This window comes from Cryptosporangium minutisporangium, assembly GCF_039536245.1.
GTDB classification, from domain to species: Bacteria; Actinomycetota; Actinomycetes; order Mycobacteriales; family Cryptosporangiaceae; genus Cryptosporangium; species Cryptosporangium minutisporangium.
In genome coordinates, this window is record NZ_BAAAYN010000012.1 from 97292 (window position 1) to 116241 (window position 18950).

The following is an 18950-nucleotide window of genomic DNA, read 5'->3' on the forward strand; positions in this document are numbered from 1 at the left end:
GGCTACCCGGCCAGGGTGTGCCGGCGAGCGTCGACCTCGATCTCGATCCGCATGCGTGGGTCGGCGAGGCCGACGACGAGCATCGTCGCGGCCGGACGAACCTCTCCGAAGTACCGGCGGAGCACCGGCCAGCACGGCTCGAAGTCGTTGCGGTCCGGCAGCAGGTAACGAACCCGGACGACGTCCGCGAACGTGCACTTCGCCTCGGCGAGTGCCGCGCCGATGTTGCGCAGGCACTGTTCGGCTTGCGCCACGACGTCGTCCGGGATCGTCATCGTGGAGTAGTCGAACCCGGTCGTGCCGGAGACGTAGACGTGATCGCCGTCCATGACGGCGCGGGCGTAGCCGATCTCCTCCTCGAAGGTCGAACCGCTGAGGATCGTGTGCCGCTCGGTCATGAAGCGGACCCTAGCGGTCAGGCTCGGGCGAACTGCATGTCGATCCAGTGGTGCCAGTTCCCGTCCTCGTCGGTGCGCTCCCAGCGGGCCGCCATGGTGCCGCCATCCGCGGTGATCGTGAGAACGGCGCGGGTGCTCGCGTCCGCGAACGTCCAGACGCCGTCGGCATCGACGCTCGCCCGCATCACGCTCACGGTTCCGGCATTGTCGAAGGCCCGCATGGCGTACGTCCGGCTAGCCGGGTCGTACTCGCCGATCAGCTCGATGACGCGCACCTGCTCGTCGCCCATCCGGACGTCGACGTGGTGCACGAGGAAGCCGTCGCCGAGCCACTCGTAGGCGTCCGTGCCCTCGATCTCGACGGCCGGGCCGAAGCGGCCGGGCACTGTCCGGCCGGACGAACGCCACAAGCCGACGAGTGGCTCGAAGGGCTTGAGGTCGGGATTGTCCATGGTGCCTCCGAGTCAGCCGGTGTTCTCGATCATGGTGGCGATCGCCCGCAACCCGGCGACGATCTCCGCCGCCGACGTTCCGGCCTCGTCCCACTAAAGCGACCGCGAGCCCCGCCGGAGACCCGGCGGGGCACGGCGGAACGGGTCAGGCGGCGAGGAGCGCGCCCAGGGCCAGTGCGGAGGCCCCGAAGACCACCACGTGGCGGACGTTCTGCAGGACCCACGTCCAGGCCGGGAAGCCGTCCTCGGCAGCCTTGAGCAGGGCCGGAACGTCGATCCGAGCCAGCATCGGGTCGCCCTTGCGGGCGAAGGCGGCCTGGACGGACTTCGCCGCGGTCAGGTTGCTGTACAGGATGACCGCGTTGCCGAGCAGGACGAGCGTCTGGAACACCCAGGTCAGCGGATGGGACCAACCACTGCCGAGCAGGTTGAGCGTCGCCAGCGTCAGCATCACCGCGGCGATCGTGACCGGAGCCGCGGTCTCGTGGCCTCCGGCGTCGAACCGCATCCCGTGCTCGGTGAGCACGGTCTTCCGGACGCCCTGCCGCGCGAGTTCGGCCTCGGCGCCGGCCATCGCGGTGGCTCCGTAGCGGCGACGCACCACCGGGATGCTCACGAACGCGACGGCGACCAGCACCTGCATGACAGCGACGAACACGTTCACGGTGACCTCCGGGGCCGGATACGGCGACTTGAACTAAGTGCAGGACCACCGTAACCGTGGACTTGTACTAAGTGCAAGAGGTGTCTTGAACTAAGTTCAAGCCGTGTCGTAGGGTGAGGCCATGGCGCGCGAGGTGTTGACGAAGGAGCAGATCGTCCGGACCGCGATCGAGCTGCTCGACGAGGACGGGCTGGACGGCCTGAACATGCGGGCGCTGGGGAAGCGCCTCGGTGCCGTGCCGACCGCCGTCTACTGGCACGTGTCCAACAAGGACAAGCTGATGGTGCTCGCCGGCGACGAGGTCTGGAACGAGATCGCGCTGCCCGCCCCGGACCCGGACGACTGGCGCACTCCGGCCGTTGGGCTGGCGACCGAGCTGTACGCCATGCTGATGCGTCACCCGTGGCTGGTGCCTGCCTTCGGCTCGTACCTGTTCTACGGCCCGGGTAAAGCCCGGTACGACGATCGCTGCCTCGCCGTCTACGAAGCAGGTGGGTTCGCCGGCCCGGACGCCGACCGGGCCGCGGCGGCCGTCTTCACGTTCGTCTTCGGCAACGCGCTGGGCGCGTCGGCCATGATGTCACTGACCAGACGATTGAGCCGCAACGGCGGCGATGCCGACGCGCTGATTCAGGAGACGCTGACCAAGGCGACCGAGGTCGCGATGCAGTTCCCGCAGCTGCGAACTCGACTGACCAGCCCGGCCGCGGAGTACAACGCCGCACCCGCGCAGACGTTCGAGCACGGGTTGCGCGCGCTCCTCGATGGTCTGGAGGCGTCCCGCGCATCGAACCGTTGACCTGCAAGAACACACCGCGATCGGCCCGGTCGAACTGTCCCGAGCCGAGCTCGACGCCCGCGATCGAGGCGCCGAGCCCGACGTGGTCCCGATGTCGTCAGGCGCTCTCGGCGTGCAGGAGCACGTCGCCCCAACCCGCTTGGACCATGCTGGTGAAACGCCACTCGCCGGCCTTCTTGGCCATGACGTCCACATAGCGCATGTGGTGGCTCTCGCCGCCTGCGGTCACGACGGAGTTCGTGATCACGACGGCGATGTCGGCGTTGAGAAAGACCGGCTGCCGGCGGTTGTCGATCGTGATCGACGACGGGTCGGAACCGTCCGCGCTCATGTCCATGGTCTGGACGAAGGTGCTTCGGTCCCACTCCCGGACCACGCACTCGCCCGCCGAGTCGTTGGTCATCACGACGAGAGGGAAGAGCGCCATGTCGGCCATGGCCTGGACGTCGTTGCGGCGGACGTGAGCGTCGTAGCGGTCGAACCATGCCAGCAGAGCGTCTGTCTCCTGGTCCGTCGGGACGAAGGGGGTGGTGGTGAGCGGGTTCTGCTCGGTCACGTTGCTCCTCGGGGACGCGCATCGGAGGTTCCTCGTACAGTGTACAACGTACTACGTACAAGGATCTCATCGTGATCGCGCGGATGCCTTCAGCCCAGCGCCTCCGCCACTCGGCCGAGCGCTTCGTCCAGGTCGCCGGTCGAGAGGTGACCGAAGCCGACGCGGAAGACCCGGTCGTGCTCGCCGAACCAGGAGCCCGGTGCCACTCGCGTGTCCCGCGCTGCCAGGCGGGCGTAGAACGTCGAGACCGCGTCCTCGGAGAATCTGTCGGCAGGCAGACGCAGGCAGCAGAGCGCGCCACCGTCCGGCCGAACGATCTCCACCGGCTGGTCCTGCGTCCACCGCAGTAGTTGGTCGAGCGAGCGCCGCAGGCGCTGCGCGCGAGGCGCCAGGATCTCCGTCTGCTGACGGAGCACTTGCACGGCGAGGAACTCGTCGACGGACGAGCACGCGATCGTGGTGAGGAACTTCGCTTCCCGCAGTCGGGCGTAGAACTCCGGATCGTTCGAGGTCAGCCAGCCGATGCGGAGCCCAGGGGCGCCGTGCGCCTTCGACAGCGCCGAACAGGTGACGACGCGCGGCGACAGTCCGGCCGCCGACGGGGGCACTGGGGCGTTGCCGTAGGTGGACGCGCGGTAGGTCTCGTCCACCAGCACCACTGCGCTCGGCGCACGCTTCGCCACCGCGGCGAGCAGGCCGCGCAGCTCCTCCTCGGAGAATCGGACGCCCGACGGGTTCTGTGGGGACGCCAACGACACCAACCGGGTCTCCGGCGTGAGGGCGCCGGCGATCCGGTCGAGCGGCAACCGGTAGCCGTCGTCGAACGACAACGTCACGACGTCGACCTGCGCGCCGATCGCCTCGGGAACCGCCCTGGCCGGTGGAAAGCACGGTGCCGCGAGCAGCACCCGGTCTCCGGGACGGCACGTGACCTGGGCGAGGAGGAACATCGCCTCGATCGCCCCGACCGTCACCAACACCTGATCGGCCGCGATCCCCGCGTCGGCCGCGATCAACGCCCGCAGCTCGACGTCGCCCTGCGTGGTGCCGTAGCCGAGCGGAAGCTCGGCGAGCGCCGAGATCTCGGCCAGGTCGCCGACTCGCAGGGCCGGGACCGTGCTCTCGGCCAGGTCGTAGCGCACCGACTGGTCGATCAGGGCGGTCATCGGGCTCAGGGTGGGAGTCGTCATGTCCTCGATGATCGGAGCGGTCGTCGGCGTGCGGCAGATCCAATGACGGTAAATTGGTTTGCCGATGGAGCCAATCAACGTCGTGGAGCGTCTCGGCCGGTGGTCCTCCGGGCGTGGACCGCTCTACCTGCTGCTCGCCGCCCGGATCCGGACACTGATCGACGAGGGCGAGCTGCCACCGGGCGCCCAGCTACCGCCCGATCGAGCGTTGGCGGCCGCGCTGGCGGTCGGGCGTACGACGGTCGTCGCGGCGTACGACCAGTTGACCGTCGAGGGACGCATCGTCCGTCGGCAGGGCAGCGGCACGAGAGTCGCGGGGCCTGCGGCCGTGCCCGCGCGGCAAACGACCGACGCGCCGGCGTTCCTGCATCTGCTCGAGCCTCGGGACGGCGTGATCCTGATGGCCTGCGCAGCGCCCGACGCGCCGCCGCCGGAACTCGTCGACGCCTATGCCCGCATGCTGCCGGCGCTCGCGGACACGGTCGGCGACATCGGCTACCACCCTCTGGGGCACGCGGAACTTCGTCGCGCGATCGCCGCCCGGTACACCGACCGCGGCGTGCCCACCGCGTCGGAGCAGATCTTGATCACCACCGGAGGGCAGCAGGCCATCTCGCTGATCGCCCGCGCGCTGCTCCGTCCGGGCGACCGGGTCCTCGTGGAAGCGCCGACCTATCCCGGGGCGCTGGAAGCCTTCCGCGAGGAGGCCGCCGTGCTCCGCACGCTGCCGATCGGGCTCCCCGGACTTCGCGCCGCCCTCGCCACGCACCGCCCGACCCTCGTGTACGCGATCCCGACGTTCCACAACCCGACGGGCGCGGTACTACCCGAATCGTCCCGCCGGCGGCTCGTGCGGGACGCCGCCGCGGTCGGCGTCGTCCTCATCGAGGACGAGGTCCTCGCCGACCTGGGGTTTCCCGGCGAACGCCCGCCGGCGCCGCTGGCCGCCTACGGCGACCAGGTGATCACGATCGGGTCGTTGAGCAAGACGGTCTGGGGCGGGCTGCGGATCGGCTGGCTGCGGGCTCCGACCCCGATGGTGGCCCGGCTGGGCCGTCTGCGGGCCGTGCAGGACCTGGGAGGCAACGTGCCCGCACAGCTCGCCGCGGCCAGGCTCCTGTCTGATCTGGACGCGGTGCGCGAGCGCGGGGCCGCGCAACGTCGCGCCCGGCACGACCATCTCCGGGCCGAGCTCGCGCGCGCACTTCCGGACTGGGAGGTACCGGCGGTTCGCGGCGGTCAGACCCTCTGGATTCGCCTCCCGCGCGGCGACGGCGGCTCGTTCGCCCAGCATGCGCTGCGTTATGGGGTCGCCGTGCTGCCCGGCGTCGGTCTGGACGCGAGCGGCGGCAGCACGGAGTACGTACGCATGCACTTCCTGGCTTCGCCGGACGAGTCGAGCGAGGCCGTCCGGCGTCTCGCTGCCGCGTGGCAGGCCTACGAGCCGTCCTCCGATCGGATCGGCGGGCCGCCACCACTGGCGATCTGAAGACGTGCCAGCTGTGCCGTCGGGTTGGCTGGGGAAAGGGTTGGACGGGACGATGCCGGGCTTGTAGCTTGCCGTTGACCGCGAAACCACCCGAGGAGGTGAGACCCATGAACGCTGTTTCGATGTGGGTGCTCCCTCTTCCCGGGACGGTCGGGCGACTGACGTAGGTGTCGCCGGGAGCGCCTCACCCAAGGCCTCCCGAAAGGCAACGCCCATGCACTCTCTGCCCTCCGCCGCCGAGCCCTCCGCCGCCGGCGTCGATCGTGCTCCCGTCGTCTTCGACGTGATCATCGCCGGGTGCGGACCGACCGGCGCGATGCTCGCCGCCGAATTGCGGCTGCACGACGTGCGGGTCCTCGTTCTGGAGAAGGACACCGAGCCCGCGTCGTTCGTCCGCATAGTCGGTCTACACATCCGCAGTCTCGAGCTGATGGCGATGCGCGGACTGCTGGAGCGCATCCTCGAACACGGAAGAAAGCGCCCGGCCGCCGGCTTCTTCGCCGCGATCCCCAAGCCGGTGCCCGAGGGCTTGGATTCCGAGTACGCCTATCTGCTGGGCATCCCGCAGCCGGTCATCGTTCGCCTGCTCGAAGAACATGCGATCGCACTGGGTGCGCAGGTCCGGCGAGGTTGTGCGGTGGCCGATTTCGCGCAGGACGACGAGGGCGTCACCGTCGAGCTGGCCGACGGGGAACAGCTGCGGGCGCGCTATCTCGTCGGCTGTGACGGCGGGCGCAGCACGGTGCGCAAACTGCTCGGCGTCGGCTTCCCCGGCGAGCCCGCGCGGAGCGAGACGCTGATGGGCGAGATGGAAATGGGTGCGCCGCCGGAGGAGATCGCTGCCACGGTGACCGAGATCCGCGAGACCCACCAGGTCTTCAGCATCGGCCCCGCGGGCGGTGGGGTCTATCGCGTCGTGATCCCGGCTGCAGGAGTCAGCGATCGCGCGGAACCGCCCACCCTCGAAGACTTCACACACCAGCTGCGCACCATCGCCGGAACCGATTTCGGCGCGCACTCTCCGCGCTGGCTGTCCCGCTTCGGTGATGCGACCCGGCTAGCCGAACGTTATCGGGTCGGGCGGGTGCTGCTGGCCGGCGATGCGGCGCACATCCATCCACCCGCCGGCGGACAGGGCCTCAACCTCGGCGTTCAGGACGCATTCAACCTCGGCTGGAAACTGGCCGCGCAGGTCCGCGACTGGGCACCGGACACATTGCTCGACACCTACCACGCGGAGCGTCATCCGGTCGCCGAGAGCGTGCTGGAGAACACCCGTGCCCAGCTGGAACTGTCGGCGGGCGAGCCGGGCCCGCAGGCCGTGCGCAGGCTGCTCACCGAACTGATGGACTTCAACGAGGTGAACCGCTACCTGATCGAGAAGATCACCGCGATCGGCATCCGGTACGACTTCGGCGAAGGCCCCGACCTGCTCGGCCGCCGCCTGCACGACATCGACGTGAAGCAGGGCCGCCTCTACGGTCTGCTGCATCGCGGCCGCGGCCTGCTGCTGGACCGCACCGAGCGCCTGACGGTCGGCGGCTGGGCGGACCGGGTCGACTACCTCGCGGATCCCACTGCGGCACTGGACGTTCCGTGCGTCCTCCTCCGCTCCGACGGCCACGTCGCCTGGATCGGCGACGACCAGCCGGACCTGGACGACCACCTCGCCCGTTGGTTCGGCGAACCCGCCAACGGAGAAGTGCCCGGCTGACGGTTACGCGCCCTTGACCAATGCGTTAGTAGTGGCTAACGTTAGTCATCACTAACCAATGAGGGAGGCCACATGGGCGCGCCGATCGTGTTTTTCGAGGTCATCAGCGACGACGCCGAGCGGGCAAGACGCTTCTACGGCGAGCTCTTCGACTGGACGACCGACGCGGACCCGGCCATGGGCGGTTACGCGCTGGTCGACACCGGCAACGGGGAGGACGCGGTCGGGGGCGGTATCGGGCCGGCGTCCGAGGAGGACGGACCTGGGGTCCGGATCTACGCCCGCGTCGACGACTTGGACGCCTACCTGCAGAAGGCGACGAAGCTCGGCGGGACCACGATCGTCGAGCCGCAGGACCTGCCGGGCGACTACGGCAAATTCGCCATGTTCCTGGATCCCGACGGAAACAAAGTGGGCCTGTGGAGCTGATCGATCAGACCTTGAAAGCTCTAGCTGAACCGCGTCGGCGAGAAATCCTGCAACTCGTCGCGCGCGACGAGCTGGCCGCGGGTGAGATCGCCGCGGCGTTCGACGTCACCCGCACGGCCGTGAGCCAACACCTGTCCGTGCTCAAGGGCGCGGGGCTGCTGAGCGAGCGCCGCGACGGGACCCGTCGGCTCTACCGCGCCCGGCCGGACGGCCTGGACGCGCTGCGGCGCCTGCTCGACGACATGTGGGCATCATCGCTGGACATCGCGCGCGGCCTGGCTGAGGGCGACGCGGCAGATCAGGAGGTGCGCGGTGCAGGCTGAACCCGTAGCGTCGCTGCGCCCACCGGTCCGCCAGGCCACGCTCGTCCGGCGGGACGTCGCCCATACCTTCTCGTCGTTCGTCAGCACGATCGGCCAGTGGTGGCCGCTGCGCCCGATGTCCGCCGACCCCGACCGGGCCGTGGACGTGGTGTTCGAGCAGCACGTCGGCGGCACCGTCTACGAGCGCTGGGACGACGACACCACCGTGCAGTGGGCCGAGGTGGTCGCCTGGGAACCGCCGCGCAGGTTCGTCATGAACTGGCGGATGACCAGCGCAGCCACCGAGGTGGAGCTGCGGTTCAAACCGCTCGGTCCGGCTTTGACCCGCGTCGAGGTCGAACACCGCGGCTGGGAAGCCATGTCCGAAGCCGACCTGGCCAAGGACTGCGCGCTGCCCGGCGGCGGCTATCTCGGCGGCACCTACAACACGGGTTGGTCCCTGATCCTCGAGCATTTCCGGGAGTCCACCTCATGATCTACGCCTACAACTTGCTGTCCCCTCGGCCGAGCTTCGTCACCGACATGACCGACGACGAGAAGGCCGCGATGGCAGCACACACCGAGTACTGGAAAGGGCTGTTGGCCGACGGCGTGGCGGTGTGCTTCGGTGCGGTGCTGGATCCGGCCGGCCCGTACGGCCTGGCCGTGGTCGAGGCCGACGATCAGGCCCACATCGAGCAGATCGCGGCCAATGACCCGGCTGTCCGCTCGGGTATGACCGCCAAGTTCCATCCGATGCCGGGCGGCTTCGTCCGCCCGGTCCCAGCGGCAACGCGCTGACCTGGGGAAGTAGGCCCACCCAGGTCCGTGCACGGCGGACGTGACGCGGGCGGCCCGGCTAATTCGCTGGGCCGCCCGCGGTGGGTTCTAGGCGTCGTGCTGGTGAAGTTCTCGCGATACCGGGTTACTCGGCTGCACGCATCTGGAATCGCAAGAGCCTCGATGCCGCACCTAGCTTGTTCCAATGAGCGATACACCCGAGGCCCACCCGAATCATCCGCTGCCCGGCTCGTGACAGTGATCGGCGCGTACCACAGGGCTGACGATGGCGACGCAATCGTTTGACGAGAAGCCAACGTCTCGTAGGGCTCCGATGCGTTGACGAGTCGGCAATCGGTTGAGATCCCGAAAGGGGCCTGGCGTCCGGGTCCTCGTGCTCGATCTCGTACTCGCACTCCGAGCAGGGGTCTGGCGGTATGTGCTCGCGCCAGTGGATCAGGACCCATTGCCGAGCGAAGTTGCGGGACCGATCCGCCGATCGAGGTGGCGGCCGAGGCTCTGACCGAGGAGTTCGCCTGGCTGAGCCTTCTGCCGGCGGATGACGTCAAGCAGTTCGTGGCTGACTTCATCAAGGCGGCAAGGATTTCCGCCGAACTGGGCCAGTGGTCGGTCCCGGTGGAGCTGCTCCGAGGATGGAAGGCGACGGCCACGGTCTACGCCGACCCCGACCTCCTGCGTCAGCTGAGCGGCCCGCTGAACGATGACCTCCGCCCGGTCCCGGCCCCAGTTGAAGCGGACTCGGATGGCGGCTAAGCGCGGCGACCGAGTCGCGCCGCCCGGAAAGCCAGGAGGTTGGGAGGCTCGGTTCGCCACCTCCGAAGCTGCGCAAGGTTGGGAGGCCCTGTGTCAGTCGGCGAAGTCGAACACATGGGAAGCGTGGATCGTCCTCACCGAGAGGCCAACCGCGCCGGTGAACCCGGCGCGACAGCACCGTCTCTACGGCTCGCTGGGGCACCGCGAGATCGGCGGTCGACCTCTTGAAAAGTGGCAGTACGAGGTAACCGCGGGTGGCCGTTCCGTCGTGCTAGCTGGAACGCAATGGGGAATCGGGTCCGCCATCGCTCGGCTGCATGTAGGGGGCTTCATGCGACGACGTCCAATTATTTGACGAGAAGGCAACGTCTCGCAGGGCTCCGATGCGTTGACGAGTCGGCAAACGGTTGAGATCCCGAAAGGGGCGGTTGCCGGGCTGACGCCATACGTCGAAGCTGAGTGCTTTCCTGAGCTCAGGGAGCGGCCTGCTGACGGGGGTCTTACGTGAGTCGTCATGTCCTGTTGGGCCCGTGGTTCACCGCCGTGCTCGTCCTCGCAATGGTGGCGCTTGCCGGGCGGCAGGGCTCGTCCGCCGCGTCGGCCTACTCGGCGGCGGGCTGGCACCGAGAGGCGTTTCAGCAGACAGTGCTGGCCGCGGGCTGCGCTGTGGTGGCGGCGGGCTGGTTCGTCCGATTCTGCTGGGAAGTCCGGCGCGATCTGCGGAGCGAGGCAACGGATAAGCAGGCGGGGGCCCGCTCTGCGTCGGTCTCCGCAGTTCTACTCATCCGCGTCGACGTAAACCTGGCCAGGATCGGCCCATGACGTTGACGAGTGCGCGCGGCGGCCCGATGGTCCAACTGGCCGGGGCGCTGGCGGTCGCGGTGGCGACCGCGGTCACCTGGTGGTCCTGGCTGGGTTGGGACAACGAGTACCAGGTCGACCCAGTGACCGGGGATGCGTCCGGGCCGTATCAGTCATGGCAGGTCGTCGGGTGCGGCCTGACGCTGGTCGCGATCGCAGTGGTCGGTGGGTTGACGCTGTGGCCGTGGATCCCACCGGTCGTCCTGACCCTGACGTTCACCGGTGTCTGGTCGCGGTGGGCTGGCTCCGCGGACGTGACGGGGCTGTGGGTGGTCGGCGCCGGTCTGCTGTTCGTCGGGCTGGCGGTGGGCTCGACGATAGTCACGACGGCCGCCTGGAGCGCTCGGGGCCACCTACCTCCCGCCTGACCGCTACGCCGAACGGATGGCCGACTACCAGTCAGAACTCACCATCGCCGCGATCGTGCTCTGGCTCCGATGACCCCGTTGGGGCCGTGGTTGCAGTAACCGTTCGGGTTCTTGCACTTGAGAGATACTGCTGGTGGTAGATGTCTACTTCGGCGAAGCTGCTACGGACGTCCGGTGAGAACTTCCATCGCGGCGACGATCATCGTCGGTCTCGCACCCGCGAGAAGCTTTTTCTTGTCGGGATTCGGCGCATAGCCGATTGATCGGATTCCGGCGAAGTGTGCTGCGCGGATGTCGGTGTCCGAGCCGCCGATCAAGACGGCGTGGGTCGCTTCGGTGTTGAGCGTGCGAAGCAAGCGCCACACCGGAGTCTTCACTGGCTCGCTGCTTCCCGCTGTTGGATGGTGTCGTCCTGCTATGTCCGAGACCAGTCGCGTTAGCCCGAACCTGGCGAGAAGCGATTTCACTGCCTCGCCGCTGGTCCGAGTGCTGATGATGGCGACGGTTCGCCCGGACGTCTGGCAGGCATGCAGGAAGTCGATCACGCCAGGCGTCGGTTCGGCAGTGACTGCGGCTCGGAGTTCGGCGGCGGTCAGCATTTGGTCGACGAGGTGAGGAAGATCGGGGTGCCTGCTGCTAGCTGCCCACCGGAAGTATTCGTGAGGGTCGGTGACGCGGTCGAAGGCGTTAGGCAGCGTCATCCCGAGGTTCGTGACGAGTAGGCGCAGGTCATCGACGACCGTAGGCGCGGAGCGTCCGGGGAAGAGATCGCAGACCGGTCCGTCGAAGCTGAGCAGGATGCGCCGTGGTTCGCTCAGCAGCACGTCGAGCTGTTTTGGGTCCGTATCAGGCCATTGGCTTTGGTCTGAATCATCCGTTGGATGTTCGTCCACGGCCTCTAGGGTGTCATGGGCCAGCGCGAGGGCGATCACTGCAAGCCTGCGCGACGAACGCAGCGGCCACTCGTTGACGCCGACCGACCGACAGCGTCGTGAGTCTCGCCGAGACACGTGTCATCGGCCGCGAACGAAACGAGCGGCCCGACTGATCGTCGGACCGCCCGTCGTCGTGCGTAGTGCTATCGCGTAAGTGCGCGGCGCCCGGGACCTCGATCGACGTCTGGGCGGGCATGTTTCCCACACCGATGGGGCAGATGAGCCCGTTCGGCCCGTGGTTGCAGTAACCGTTCGGGTTTTGCACTCGAGAGATACTGCTGGTGGTACTTGTCCGGTTTGTTTTAGCGCAGCTGTGGCGCTGTGAGCTGCGGTGACGAGACGGGTCGCGCCGGCTCGTTTCGCTGGGGGAGTGAACATTGCGGCCCCGGCGGAACTCAAAGGCGGGTCGGTCGAGGGCTGATGCCGGGGTGTTCGGGCGCACGCCCCGCGGCATGAAGTGGCGTACTGCCTGTGTCTAGCCTTGGCGCGTCAGTGATGCGGGCGGGCGGCCCCAGCACCGTGAGCGAGCAGGTTGTCCACAAGTCGGCGTTCGGCGGCTGGAGACGTGATGACCGGCGCTTACACTCCACGTATGGCAGACCAACCGGACTCGCCGAAGCGGGACGACGAAGAGCCTGCGAACGAGCGAAAGTTGCCCCGGCACCTTGCCCGGCTGGTGGGTTCGCTGCGTGGACCTGCGGATCTCGCGCAGAACCACGACAAATACCTGGCGTATCCGCAGGAGCAGCAGGCGGGCGGAGCAGCCTCGGCGTGATCCTCTGCGATACGGGGCCGCTCGTCGCGGCCTTCAACGAGGCGGACGACAACCACGAGCGATGCTCTCGGTTCCTCGTCGAGAACTGGACCAGACTCGTCGTCCCGTCGCTCGCGGTGACGGAGATCTGCCACCTGCTGTCCGACCCGCGACGGCGGGGGAGTCAAGGGCTGGCGGCAGACTTCTGCGCTGCGATCGCCGAGGACGAGTTGCGCGTAGTAGAGGTCTCGCCCTACGACTACCGGCGGATGTCGGAGCTCCTCAGCACCTACGCATCACTCCGCTTACAGGCGGTGGATGCCTGCGTCGTTGCGCTCGCCGAGCGATTAGACCTTCGCGAGGTCGCCGCGCTCGATCGTCGCGACTTCAGCGTGGTGGCGCCGCGACACCTGCCGAAGGGTCAGCGCCTCAGGCTGCTTCCGGATTGAGTACGGGCGGCCCGGCTGTGTGCCGGACCGCCCGTCGTCATGGGACAGCTAGTGCGTCAGTGCGCTGCGCCAGGAGCCTCGATGGAGGTCTGGGCCGGCACGTTGGCGATACCCACGGGGCAGCTGAGCCCATTGGGGCCGTGGTTGCAGTAGCCGTTCGGGTTTTTTGCGTTGGACAGATACTGCTGGTGGTAGTCCTCGGCGTAATAGAACTCGCCGAGCGGCGCGATCGCCGTCGTGATCTCGCCGAGTCCGGCCGCGGTGACCACCGGCTGGAACACCTCGCGGCTCGCCTCGGCGGCGGCGGCCTGGGCGTCGGTGGTGGTGTAGATGGCCGAGCGGTACTGGGTCCCGCGGTCGTTGCCCTGCCGCATGCCCTGCGTCGGGTCGTGGTTCTCCCAGAACGCCTTGAGCAGCGTCTCGTAGGAGACCTTCGCCGGGTCGTAGACGACGAGCACGACCTCGGCGTGCCCGGTCATCCCGGAGCAGACCTCCTCGTACGTGGGGTTCTGCGTGAAGCCGCCGGCGTAACCGGCCGCGGTGGAGTACACACCGGGGATCCGCCAGAAGATGCGCTCCACGCCCCAGAAACAGCCCATCCCGAAGACGGCGGTCTCGTAACCCTCCGGCCACGGGCCGGTCAGCGGGGTGTCGAGCACGGTGTGGCGGTCGGCGACCGGCAGCGGCTGTGCCCGGCCGGGGAGCGCGTTCGCCGCGTCGATCAGCTCGGACTTGCTGCGGCCGAACAGCATGTTTCGCCTCCTGCGATTCAGCGGGACCGGGTCTTCCCGGCCCACGTCCAGCTCAACGCGGCGACACTGCCCGCTGTTCCAGGAGACTCAGGTCACGCCGCGCAACGGTAGATCGTCCAGCACCTCGCCGCCCAGTGCGAGGTACGCCGCGGCCAGTCGGTCGACCGCCAGGTCGAGCGCCTCCGCGTCGAGCGTGTACGGCAGTCGGACGAAACGCTCGAACGCACCGTCCAGGCCGAACCGGGGCCCGGCTGCCAGCGCCACCCCGTGCCGCTCCGCGGAGATGGCCAGGGCCGAGGCGATCGGCGCGCCGAGGTCAACCCAGAATCCCAGTCCGCCGGTCGGCGCGTTCGGCTTCCACGAGGGCAGCCGCAACGCGAGCCGCTCGTGCATCCGGGCTCGCGAGGAGCGGAGCCACTCCCGGCGATCCTCCGCGATCTCGACCGTACGAGGCACCAGATCGGTCGCTATCAGCTGTTCGAGGATCGGGCTGGCCAGGTCCATCGACGCCCGGGCCGCCCCCAGCCGGCGCACCATCGTCGGGGAAGCCCGTAGCCAGCCCACCCGCAGCCCGCCCCAGAACATTTTGCTGGCCGAGCCGGTGGTCACCACCAGTTCCGACGACACGGGTGGCGGCGTCGGCCGGTCGAGCCACAACTCCGCCACGGTCTCGTCGATCACCAGCGTCGTCCCGGTTCGCGCGGCGAGCGCCACCAGCGACGCCCGGTCCTCGGCCGACATGCAGAAACCCGTCGGGTTCTGGAAGTCCGGCACCAGGTATGCCAGCCGAGGTGCGGTGTGCCGGATCGTCGCCGCGAGCATCTCCAGGTCCCACCCGTCCGGTCCGAACGGCACCGGCACCGGGCGGCAACCCGCCCGCCGCACCGCCTCCAACGCGTTCGGGTACGTCGGGTGCTCGACCACGATCCGGTCGCCCGGCGACGCCAACGCGCGCAGTGTGAGCGCGAACGCGTGCTGGGCGCCGGCCGTGACCAGCACCTGGTCGGGAGTGGTGGTCGCTCCGCGGGCGGTGTACCGATCGGCGACCGCGGACCGCAGCGCGGACAGCCCGAGCGGGTCGTACCCGTGGGTGGGCAGGTAGCGGGTGAGCTGGGTGATCGCGCACTCCGCGGCGGCGTGCAGCCACTCGGCGGGCGCCGGTGGTGCCGCGTGCGCGAGATCGATCAGGTCGTCGTCGTCGACGAGCGTCGCCACCGGGCCGGCGGCCGACACCCCGGTGGACGGCAGATCGGTCCAGGTGCCCGCGCCGCGTCGACTGTGCAGAAAACCGTCCTCCCGTAGCCGCTCGTAGGCCGCCGCGACCGTCGTGCGGGACACGCCGAGGGCGTCGGCGAGCTCGCGTTCGGCCGGGACGCGGGTGTGCAACGGCACCCGTCCGTCCAGGATCAGCAGCCGCAGCCGGCTCGCCAAACCCGCGTAGGCAGTCGGCACCGCCCCGCTGCGCCAGTCGCCCAGGAGGCGTACCAGATGGAGGCCGTTGACCCGACGATCGGTGTTCACCAGTCCACTATCCCGAAATTGGCTATTGGATAGAAGGCCAATTGGGGTAACGGTAGAGCCCGTGAACAGCCTGTTGCCCTCCGACCATCGGCCCCGCCGGCTCGCGCAGCTCTACGTCGGGCTCGCCCTCTACGGATTCTCGATGGCCCTGATGCTCCGCGCCGACCTCGGTCTCGACCCGTGGGACGCCTTCCACCAGGGCATCGCGACGCACGTCCCGTGGAGCTTCGGCACGGTGACGATCGTGGTCGGGGCAGCGGTCCTGCTGTTCTGGATCCCGCTGCGGCAGCGGCCCGGGTTGGGCACCCTCAGCAACGTCGTGGTGATCGGCTTGGCGGTCGACGCTTCGCTGTGGCTGCTGCCCACCATGACGTGGCTGCCCGGCCGCTGGACGTTCCTGGTGGCGGGCATCCTGCTGAACGGCATCGCTGGAGGCTGTTACATCGGCGCGGGGCTCGGCCCCGGGCCGCGGGACGGCCTGATGACCGGGGTGGTCGCCAAGACCGGCTGGTCGATCCGGCTGGTCCGCACCGGCCTCGAGCTGACCGTGCTCGCGGTCGGGTGGCTGCTCGGCGGCACGGTCGGCATCGGCACCGTGCTGTACGCCGTCAGCATCGGTCCGGTCGTCCACGTGACCCTTCCGCTGCTCACGGTGGGCGGCGCAGCGACGTCGGCGACCGAACCGCCGTCCTCCGAAGGAGGCGGCCTGCCCGCCGCGGCATAGGCTCGACGCCATGAGTGAACTTGGCTTCGAGACGCTCGCCATCCACGCCGGGCAGGAGGCCGATCCGACGACCGGCGCCGTGGTTCCTCCGCTGCACCTGTCCTCGACGTTCAAGCAGGATGGCGTCGGCGGTCTGCGCAACGGCTACGAGTACGCACGCAGCGGCAACCCCACGCGGGCGGCGCTGGAGGAGTGCCTGGCCGCGCTGGAGGGCGGGAGCCGGGCGTTCGCGTTCGCGTCCGGGCTCGCCGCGGAAGACACGCTGCTGCGGTCGGTGGCCCGGCCCGGTGCGCACGTGCTGCTGCCCGGTGACGCCTACGGCGGCAGCTACCGGCTGATCGCCGGCGTGCTGTCGAACTGGGGGATCACCCACACGTCGGTCGACCTGGCCGATCTCGACGCGGTACGGGCGGCGATCCGCCCGGAGACCGCCGTGGTCTGGTGCGAGACGCCGACGAACCCGCTGCTCGGCATCGCCGACATCGCCGCGCTGGCCGGGATCGCACACGACGCCGGCGCGCTGCTCGTCGTCGACAACACGTTCGCCTCGCCGTACCTGCAGCAGCCGCTCGCCCTGGGCGCGGACGCCGTCGTGCACTCGACGACGAAGTACATCGGCGGTCACTCCGACGTGGTCGGCGGGGCCCTCGTGGTGAAGGACGCCGCGCTCGCCGAGAAGGTCGGCTACCACCAGAACGCGGTGGGCGCGATCGCCGGCCCGTTCGACTCCTGGCTGACGCTGCGCGGGATCAAGACGCTCGCGGTCCGGATGGAGCGTCACTGCGACAACGCCGAGCGCATCGTCGAGACCCTCCAGAGCCACCCGGCCGTGGCCGCGGTCCGTTATCCGGGCCTGGCCGAGCACCCCGGGCACGAGACGGCCGCCAAGCAGATGCGCCGGTTCGGGGGCATGGTCGGCATCCAGCTCCGCGGCGGAGTGGACACCGCACTCCAGGTCTGCGCGAAGACCAAACTCTTCACGCTGGCCGAGTCGCTCGGTGGCGTCGAGTCGCTGATCGAGCACCCCGGCAAGATGACGCACCAGAGCGTCGCGGGCTCCCCGCTCGAGGTCCCGGACGACCTGGTCCGCCTCTCGGTGGGCATCGAGAACGTCGACGACCTGATCGGTGACCTGCTGCAGGCCCTCGCATGATCGGTGCCACCGCCACCGACATCGCCGCGGCGGTTCGGGAGGGGCGCACCACCGCCCGTGAAGTGATCACCGCACACCTCGCCCACATCCACCGCGTCGACCCCCGGTACGGCGCGTTCCGTCGCGTGCGGGCCGTCGAGGCGCTGGCCGAGGCCGACGCCGTCGACCAGCGCCCGGACCGCGCGGACCTGCCGCTGGCGGGCGTGCCGGTGGCGATCAAGGACCACGTCGACGTCGCCGGCGAAGTCCGCGCCGACGGGTCACTCGCCACCTCACGGGAGCCGGCGACCGAGGATCATCCGCTGGTCGCCCGGTGGCGGGCCGCCGGCGCGGTCGTCATCGGGCTGACCCGGGTGCCGGAGCTGTGCATCTTCCCGACGAGCGATGACCCGGAGGACATCGCCCGCAGTCCGTGGGACCCCCGCTACAGCGCCGGTGGCTCGTCCGGCGGAGCGGCGGCCGCGGTCTCGGCGGGCATGGTGCCGCTCGCCCACGGCAGCGACGGCATGGGGTCGATCCGGATCCCGGCCGCCTGCTGCGGCCTGCTCGGCCTCAAGCCGGGCGGTGGCGTCACCCCGCACGTCGACGGCGAGGGCTGGCTGGGCCTGTCCGAGCACGGTGTGCTCGCAACGACCGTCGAGGACATCGCGCTCGGGCTCGCCGTGATGGCCGGCCAGCCGGTCGCGCCGGTACGGCCGCGAGATCGGCTCCGGATCGCGGTGTCGTCCCGTACGCCGGTGGTGTTCGCCCCGCCGGACGCGGAGACCGTCGCCGGCCTGCACCGTGTCGGTCGGGCGCTCGCGCTCGCCGGGCACTCGACGTTCGCGCGGCACCCGCGCGTCCCCGTGTCGCTGCAGACGCTGGCGGGGGCCTACTGGGTGGGTGCCGTGGCCGCCGAACTGCCGGCGAACATCGACGAGTCGGCGCTGCAGCCGCGCACCCGGACGCACGTGGCGCTCGGACGCGCGGCCCTGCGGGCCGGACTGGTCGACGAAGCCCAGCGGGACCGGTGGCGCGAACGGGCGCTGAGCTTCTTCGACGACATCGACGTACTGGTCGCGCCGGTGCTGGCGCGTCCGCCGGCGAAGGCGGAGGCGTGGTCGACCAAGCCCTGGTGGACGAACGCCCAGATGTCCACCCGGACGGCGCCCTACCCCAACCTCTGGAACCTCGCTTCGTTCCCGGCGTTGGCGGTGCCGGCCGGCGTCCGCGCGGACGGAGCGCCGGCCTCGGTGCAGCTCGTCGGCCCGCCCGGCAGCGAAGACCTGCTGCTCGGCACCGCCGCGCAGCTCGCCGAGGTGCTGCCGTGGAAGCGGCACCCCGATGAGGTGATCACTCGAACGGCTGCACGACCATGAGGACGACGATGATCAACAGGAGCAGCGAGACGACGCCGCTGGAGGCCGCGATCCGTCCGTAGGCGGAGTCGACCTTGCGCCGGGCCTCGACGTCGATCGTGGCCGTATCGGTTCCGGCCGGCTCGGTGACGGGTGCGGCGCTCTCCGGCGTCGTGGAGTCGCCGGCGGCATCGATCGGCGTCGCCGGCACCGTCGTGGACGCGTCGAGCAGGCGCGCGGCGCCGGTCAGTCCCGGCGCCACCACGCCGATGCCGAGGAGCAGCGCGATGACGTAGAGGGTGATCGAGATGACGATCCACGCGTCACTGAACGACCACCGTTCGCTGCCGACCGCGGTGAGCAGGAAGCCCAGCCCCGCGACCACCAGGGAGAGCAGCGTGTAGAGCGTCGTCGTGCGCGCCGCCTCGTGGACCCCGCGCGCGTCGTGCCGACGGATGGCCCGCATCCCCATCATCGGAGCGATCGCCATCGGTCCGATGAGGAAGACCGCAGCGAGCACGTGCAAGGTCAACACGAACGTGGTCATGA

General features: G+C 69.5%; 23 protein-coding genes. 14 read left to right on the forward strand and 9 right to left on the reverse strand.

Features of this window, described 5'->3' with window-relative positions; genetic code table 11:
• Window positions 1–2 precede the first annotated feature (2 nt).
• From ABEB28_RS10095 to ABEB28_RS10105, 3 genes are all read right to left on the reverse strand, one after another.
• Entirely contained in the window at window positions 3–398 is a 396-nt protein-coding gene (locus ABEB28_RS10095; protein ID WP_345727742.1) for a RidA family protein, read from the reverse strand.
• Between the two features lie 17 nt (window positions 399–415).
• A complete protein-coding gene (locus tag ABEB28_RS10100) occupies window positions 416–850 on the reverse strand; it encodes a DUF1579 family protein (protein ID WP_345727743.1) in 435 nt (144 codons plus the stop codon).
• Between the two features lie 145 nt (window positions 851–995).
• Window positions 996–1514, reverse strand: coding sequence for a hypothetical protein (locus ABEB28_RS10105; protein ID WP_345727744.1), 519 nt, complete (start codon window positions 1512–1514; stop codon window positions 996–998).
• 121 nt (window positions 1515–1635) lie between these two features.
• On the opposite strand from ABEB28_RS10105, the gene ABEB28_RS10110 reads away from it, so the two are divergent.
• A complete protein-coding gene (locus ABEB28_RS10110; protein ID WP_345727745.1) occupies window positions 1636–2313 on the forward strand; it encodes a TetR/AcrR family transcriptional regulator C-terminal domain-containing protein in 678 nt (225 codons plus the stop codon).
• A 97-nt stretch (window positions 2314–2410) separates the two neighbouring features.
• Here ABEB28_RS10110 and ABEB28_RS10115 read toward each other — a convergent pair whose 3' ends face one another.
• The gene (locus ABEB28_RS10115) at window positions 2411–2869 is read right to left on the reverse strand and encodes a DUF4440 domain-containing protein (RefSeq protein WP_345727746.1); all 459 of its coding nucleotides are present in this window, start codon (window positions 2867–2869) and stop codon (window positions 2411–2413) included.
• An 89-nt stretch (window positions 2870–2958) separates the two neighbouring features.
• Entirely contained in the window at window positions 2959–4059 is a 1101-nt protein-coding gene (locus ABEB28_RS10120) for a pyridoxal phosphate-dependent aminotransferase (RefSeq protein WP_345727747.1), read from the reverse strand.
• A gap of 64 nt (window positions 4060–4123) precedes the next feature.
• Here ABEB28_RS10120 and ABEB28_RS10125 point away from each other — a divergent pair, with 64 nt between their 5' ends.
• From ABEB28_RS10125 to ABEB28_RS10160, 8 genes are all read left to right on the forward strand, one after another.
• Complete coding sequence (locus ABEB28_RS10125) at window positions 4124–5548, forward strand: aminotransferase-like domain-containing protein (RefSeq protein ID WP_345727748.1); 1425 nt, start codon at window positions 4124–4126, stop codon at window positions 5546–5548.
• Between the two features lie 214 nt (window positions 5549–5762).
• Window positions 5763–7262, forward strand: a complete 1500-nt coding sequence (gene rox, locus ABEB28_RS10130) for a rifampin monooxygenase (protein ID WP_345727749.1) — start codon at window positions 5763–5765, stop codon at window positions 7260–7262.
• Window positions 7263–7334: 72 nt separating this feature from the next.
• Window positions 7335–7691 carry a VOC family protein gene (locus ABEB28_RS10135; protein WP_345727750.1) on the forward strand — a complete coding sequence of 119 codons (357 nt, stop codon included), beginning with the start codon at window positions 7335–7337 and terminating at the stop codon, window positions 7689–7691.
• The gene (locus tag ABEB28_RS10140) at window positions 7682–8014 is read left to right on the forward strand and encodes an ArsR/SmtB family transcription factor (protein WP_345727751.1); all 333 of its coding nucleotides are present in this window, start codon (window positions 7682–7684) and stop codon (window positions 8012–8014) included. Before ABEB28_RS10135 ends, ABEB28_RS10140 begins: the two co-directional genes overlap by 10 nt.
• The gene (locus ABEB28_RS10145) at window positions 8004–8489 is read left to right on the forward strand and encodes an SRPBCC domain-containing protein (protein WP_345727752.1); all 486 of its coding nucleotides are present in this window, start codon (window positions 8004–8006) and stop codon (window positions 8487–8489) included. Before ABEB28_RS10140 ends, ABEB28_RS10145 begins: the two co-directional genes overlap by 11 nt.
• Window positions 8486–8794, forward strand: coding sequence for a YciI family protein (locus ABEB28_RS10150; RefSeq protein ID WP_345727753.1), 309 nt, complete (start codon window positions 8486–8488; stop codon window positions 8792–8794). The genes ABEB28_RS10145 and ABEB28_RS10150 overlap by 4 nt, the downstream gene beginning before the upstream one ends.
• Before the next feature lie 483 nt (window positions 8795–9277).
• Window positions 9278–9547: a hypothetical protein gene (locus tag ABEB28_RS10155; RefSeq protein WP_345727754.1), complete on the forward strand. Its 270-nt coding sequence runs from the start codon at window positions 9278–9280 to the stop codon at window positions 9545–9547.
• Window positions 9548–10365: 818 nt separating this feature from the next.
• Complete coding sequence (locus ABEB28_RS10160) at window positions 10366–10776, forward strand: hypothetical protein (RefSeq protein ID WP_345727755.1); 411 nt, start codon at window positions 10366–10368, stop codon at window positions 10774–10776.
• Between the two features lie 161 nt (window positions 10777–10937).
• Here ABEB28_RS10160 and ABEB28_RS10165 read toward each other — a convergent pair whose 3' ends face one another.
• Window positions 10938–11708 carry an HAD family hydrolase gene (locus ABEB28_RS10165; RefSeq protein ID WP_345727756.1) on the reverse strand — a complete coding sequence of 257 codons (771 nt, stop codon included), beginning with the start codon at window positions 11706–11708 and terminating at the stop codon, window positions 10938–10940.
• A gap of 595 nt (window positions 11709–12303) precedes the next feature.
• On the opposite strand from ABEB28_RS10165, the gene ABEB28_RS10170 reads away from it, so the two are divergent.
• Together ABEB28_RS10170 and ABEB28_RS10175 are read left to right on the forward strand one after the other, a co-directional pair.
• Window positions 12304–12486, forward strand: coding sequence for a hypothetical protein (locus ABEB28_RS10170; protein WP_073258907.1), 183 nt, complete (start codon window positions 12304–12306; stop codon window positions 12484–12486).
• Window positions 12483–12914 (forward strand): type II toxin-antitoxin system VapC family toxin, encoded by a 432-nt coding sequence (locus ABEB28_RS10175; protein ID WP_345727757.1) that lies wholly within the window; start codon window positions 12483–12485, stop codon window positions 12912–12914. Before ABEB28_RS10170 ends, ABEB28_RS10175 begins: the two co-directional genes overlap by 4 nt.
• A gap of 56 nt (window positions 12915–12970) precedes the next feature.
• On the opposite strand, the gene msrA is transcribed toward ABEB28_RS10175, so the two are convergent.
• Both msrA and yczR read right to left on the reverse strand, forming a co-directional pair.
• Complete coding sequence (gene msrA / locus ABEB28_RS10180; RefSeq protein ID WP_345727758.1) at window positions 12971–13666, reverse strand: peptide-methionine (S)-S-oxide reductase MsrA; 696 nt, start codon at window positions 13664–13666, stop codon at window positions 12971–12973.
• Window positions 13667–13753: 87 nt separating this feature from the next.
• A complete protein-coding gene (yczR, locus tag ABEB28_RS10185; RefSeq protein ID WP_345727759.1) occupies window positions 13754–15187 on the reverse strand; it encodes a MocR-like transcription factor YczR in 1434 nt (477 codons plus the stop codon).
• A 142-nt stretch (window positions 15188–15329) separates the two neighbouring features.
• Between yczR and yczE the strand changes: the two genes are divergently transcribed.
• The 3 genes from yczE to ABEB28_RS10200 are packed head-to-tail and all read left to right on the forward strand — an operon-like array spanning window position 15330 to window position 18422.
• Window positions 15330–15911: a membrane protein YczE gene (gene yczE, locus ABEB28_RS10190; RefSeq protein WP_345727881.1), complete on the forward strand. Its 582-nt coding sequence runs from the start codon at window positions 15330–15332 to the stop codon at window positions 15909–15911.
• A gap of 10 nt (window positions 15912–15921) precedes the next feature.
• The gene (locus ABEB28_RS10195) at window positions 15922–17064 is read left to right on the forward strand and encodes a cystathionine gamma-synthase (protein WP_345727760.1); all 1143 of its coding nucleotides are present in this window, start codon (window positions 15922–15924) and stop codon (window positions 17062–17064) included.
• On the forward strand, window positions 17061–18422 hold the full coding sequence (locus ABEB28_RS10200) for an amidase (RefSeq protein ID WP_345727761.1): 1362 nt from the start codon (window positions 17061–17063) through the stop codon (window positions 18420–18422). Before ABEB28_RS10195 ends, ABEB28_RS10200 begins: the two co-directional genes overlap by 4 nt.
• Here the strand turns inward: ABEB28_RS10200 and ABEB28_RS10205 are convergent.
• Complete coding sequence (locus ABEB28_RS10205; protein WP_345727763.1) at window positions 18397–18948, reverse strand: DUF2269 family protein; 552 nt, start codon at window positions 18946–18948, stop codon at window positions 18397–18399. The genes ABEB28_RS10200 and ABEB28_RS10205 overlap by 26 nt on opposite strands.
• Window positions 18949–18950: the final 2 nt, after the last annotated feature.

Excerpts from the sequence above, each read along its gene's own strand:
- ABEB28_RS10200 (WP_345727761.1), top strand. The coding sequence starts at position 17,061 with ATGATCGGTGCCACCGCCACCGACATCGCCGCGGCGGTTCGGGAGGGG.
- yczE (WP_345727881.1), top strand. The coding sequence starts at position 15,330 with ATGGCCCTGATGCTCCGCGCCGACCTCGGTCTCGACCCGTGGGACGCC.
- ABEB28_RS10205 (WP_345727763.1), bottom strand. The coding sequence starts at position 18,948 with ATGACCACGTTCGTGTTGACCTTGCACGTGCTCGCTGCGGTCTTCCTC.
- msrA (WP_345727758.1), bottom strand. The coding sequence starts at position 13,666 with ATGCTGTTCGGCCGCAGCAAGTCCGAGCTGATCGACGCGGCGAACGCG.
- rox (WP_345727749.1), top strand. The coding sequence starts at position 5,763 with ATGCACTCTCTGCCCTCCGCCGCCGAGCCCTCCGCCGCCGGCGTCGAT.
- ABEB28_RS10160 (WP_345727755.1), top strand. The coding sequence starts at position 10,366 with ATGACGTTGACGAGTGCGCGCGGCGGCCCGATGGTCCAACTGGCCGGG.
- ABEB28_RS10095 (WP_345727742.1), bottom strand. The coding sequence starts at position 398 with ATGACCGAGCGGCACACGATCCTCAGCGGTTCGACCTTCGAGGAGGAG.
- ABEB28_RS10120 (WP_345727747.1), bottom strand. The coding sequence starts at position 4,059 with ATGACGACTCCCACCCTGAGCCCGATGACCGCCCTGATCGACCAGTCG.
- ABEB28_RS10125 (WP_345727748.1), top strand. The coding sequence starts at position 4,124 with ATGGAGCCAATCAACGTCGTGGAGCGTCTCGGCCGGTGGTCCTCCGGG.
- ABEB28_RS10100 (WP_345727743.1), bottom strand. The coding sequence starts at position 850 with ATGGACAATCCCGACCTCAAGCCCTTCGAGCCACTCGTCGGCTTGTGG.
- ABEB28_RS10170 (WP_073258907.1), top strand. The coding sequence starts at position 12,304 with ATGGCAGACCAACCGGACTCGCCGAAGCGGGACGACGAAGAGCCTGCG.
- ABEB28_RS10195 (WP_345727760.1), top strand. The coding sequence starts at position 15,922 with ATGAGTGAACTTGGCTTCGAGACGCTCGCCATCCACGCCGGGCAGGAG.
- ABEB28_RS10150 (WP_345727753.1), top strand. The coding sequence starts at position 8,486 with ATGATCTACGCCTACAACTTGCTGTCCCCTCGGCCGAGCTTCGTCACC.
- ABEB28_RS10135 (WP_345727750.1), top strand. The coding sequence starts at position 7,335 with ATGGGCGCGCCGATCGTGTTTTTCGAGGTCATCAGCGACGACGCCGAG.
- ABEB28_RS10110 (WP_345727745.1), top strand. The coding sequence starts at position 1,636 with ATGGCGCGCGAGGTGTTGACGAAGGAGCAGATCGTCCGGACCGCGATC.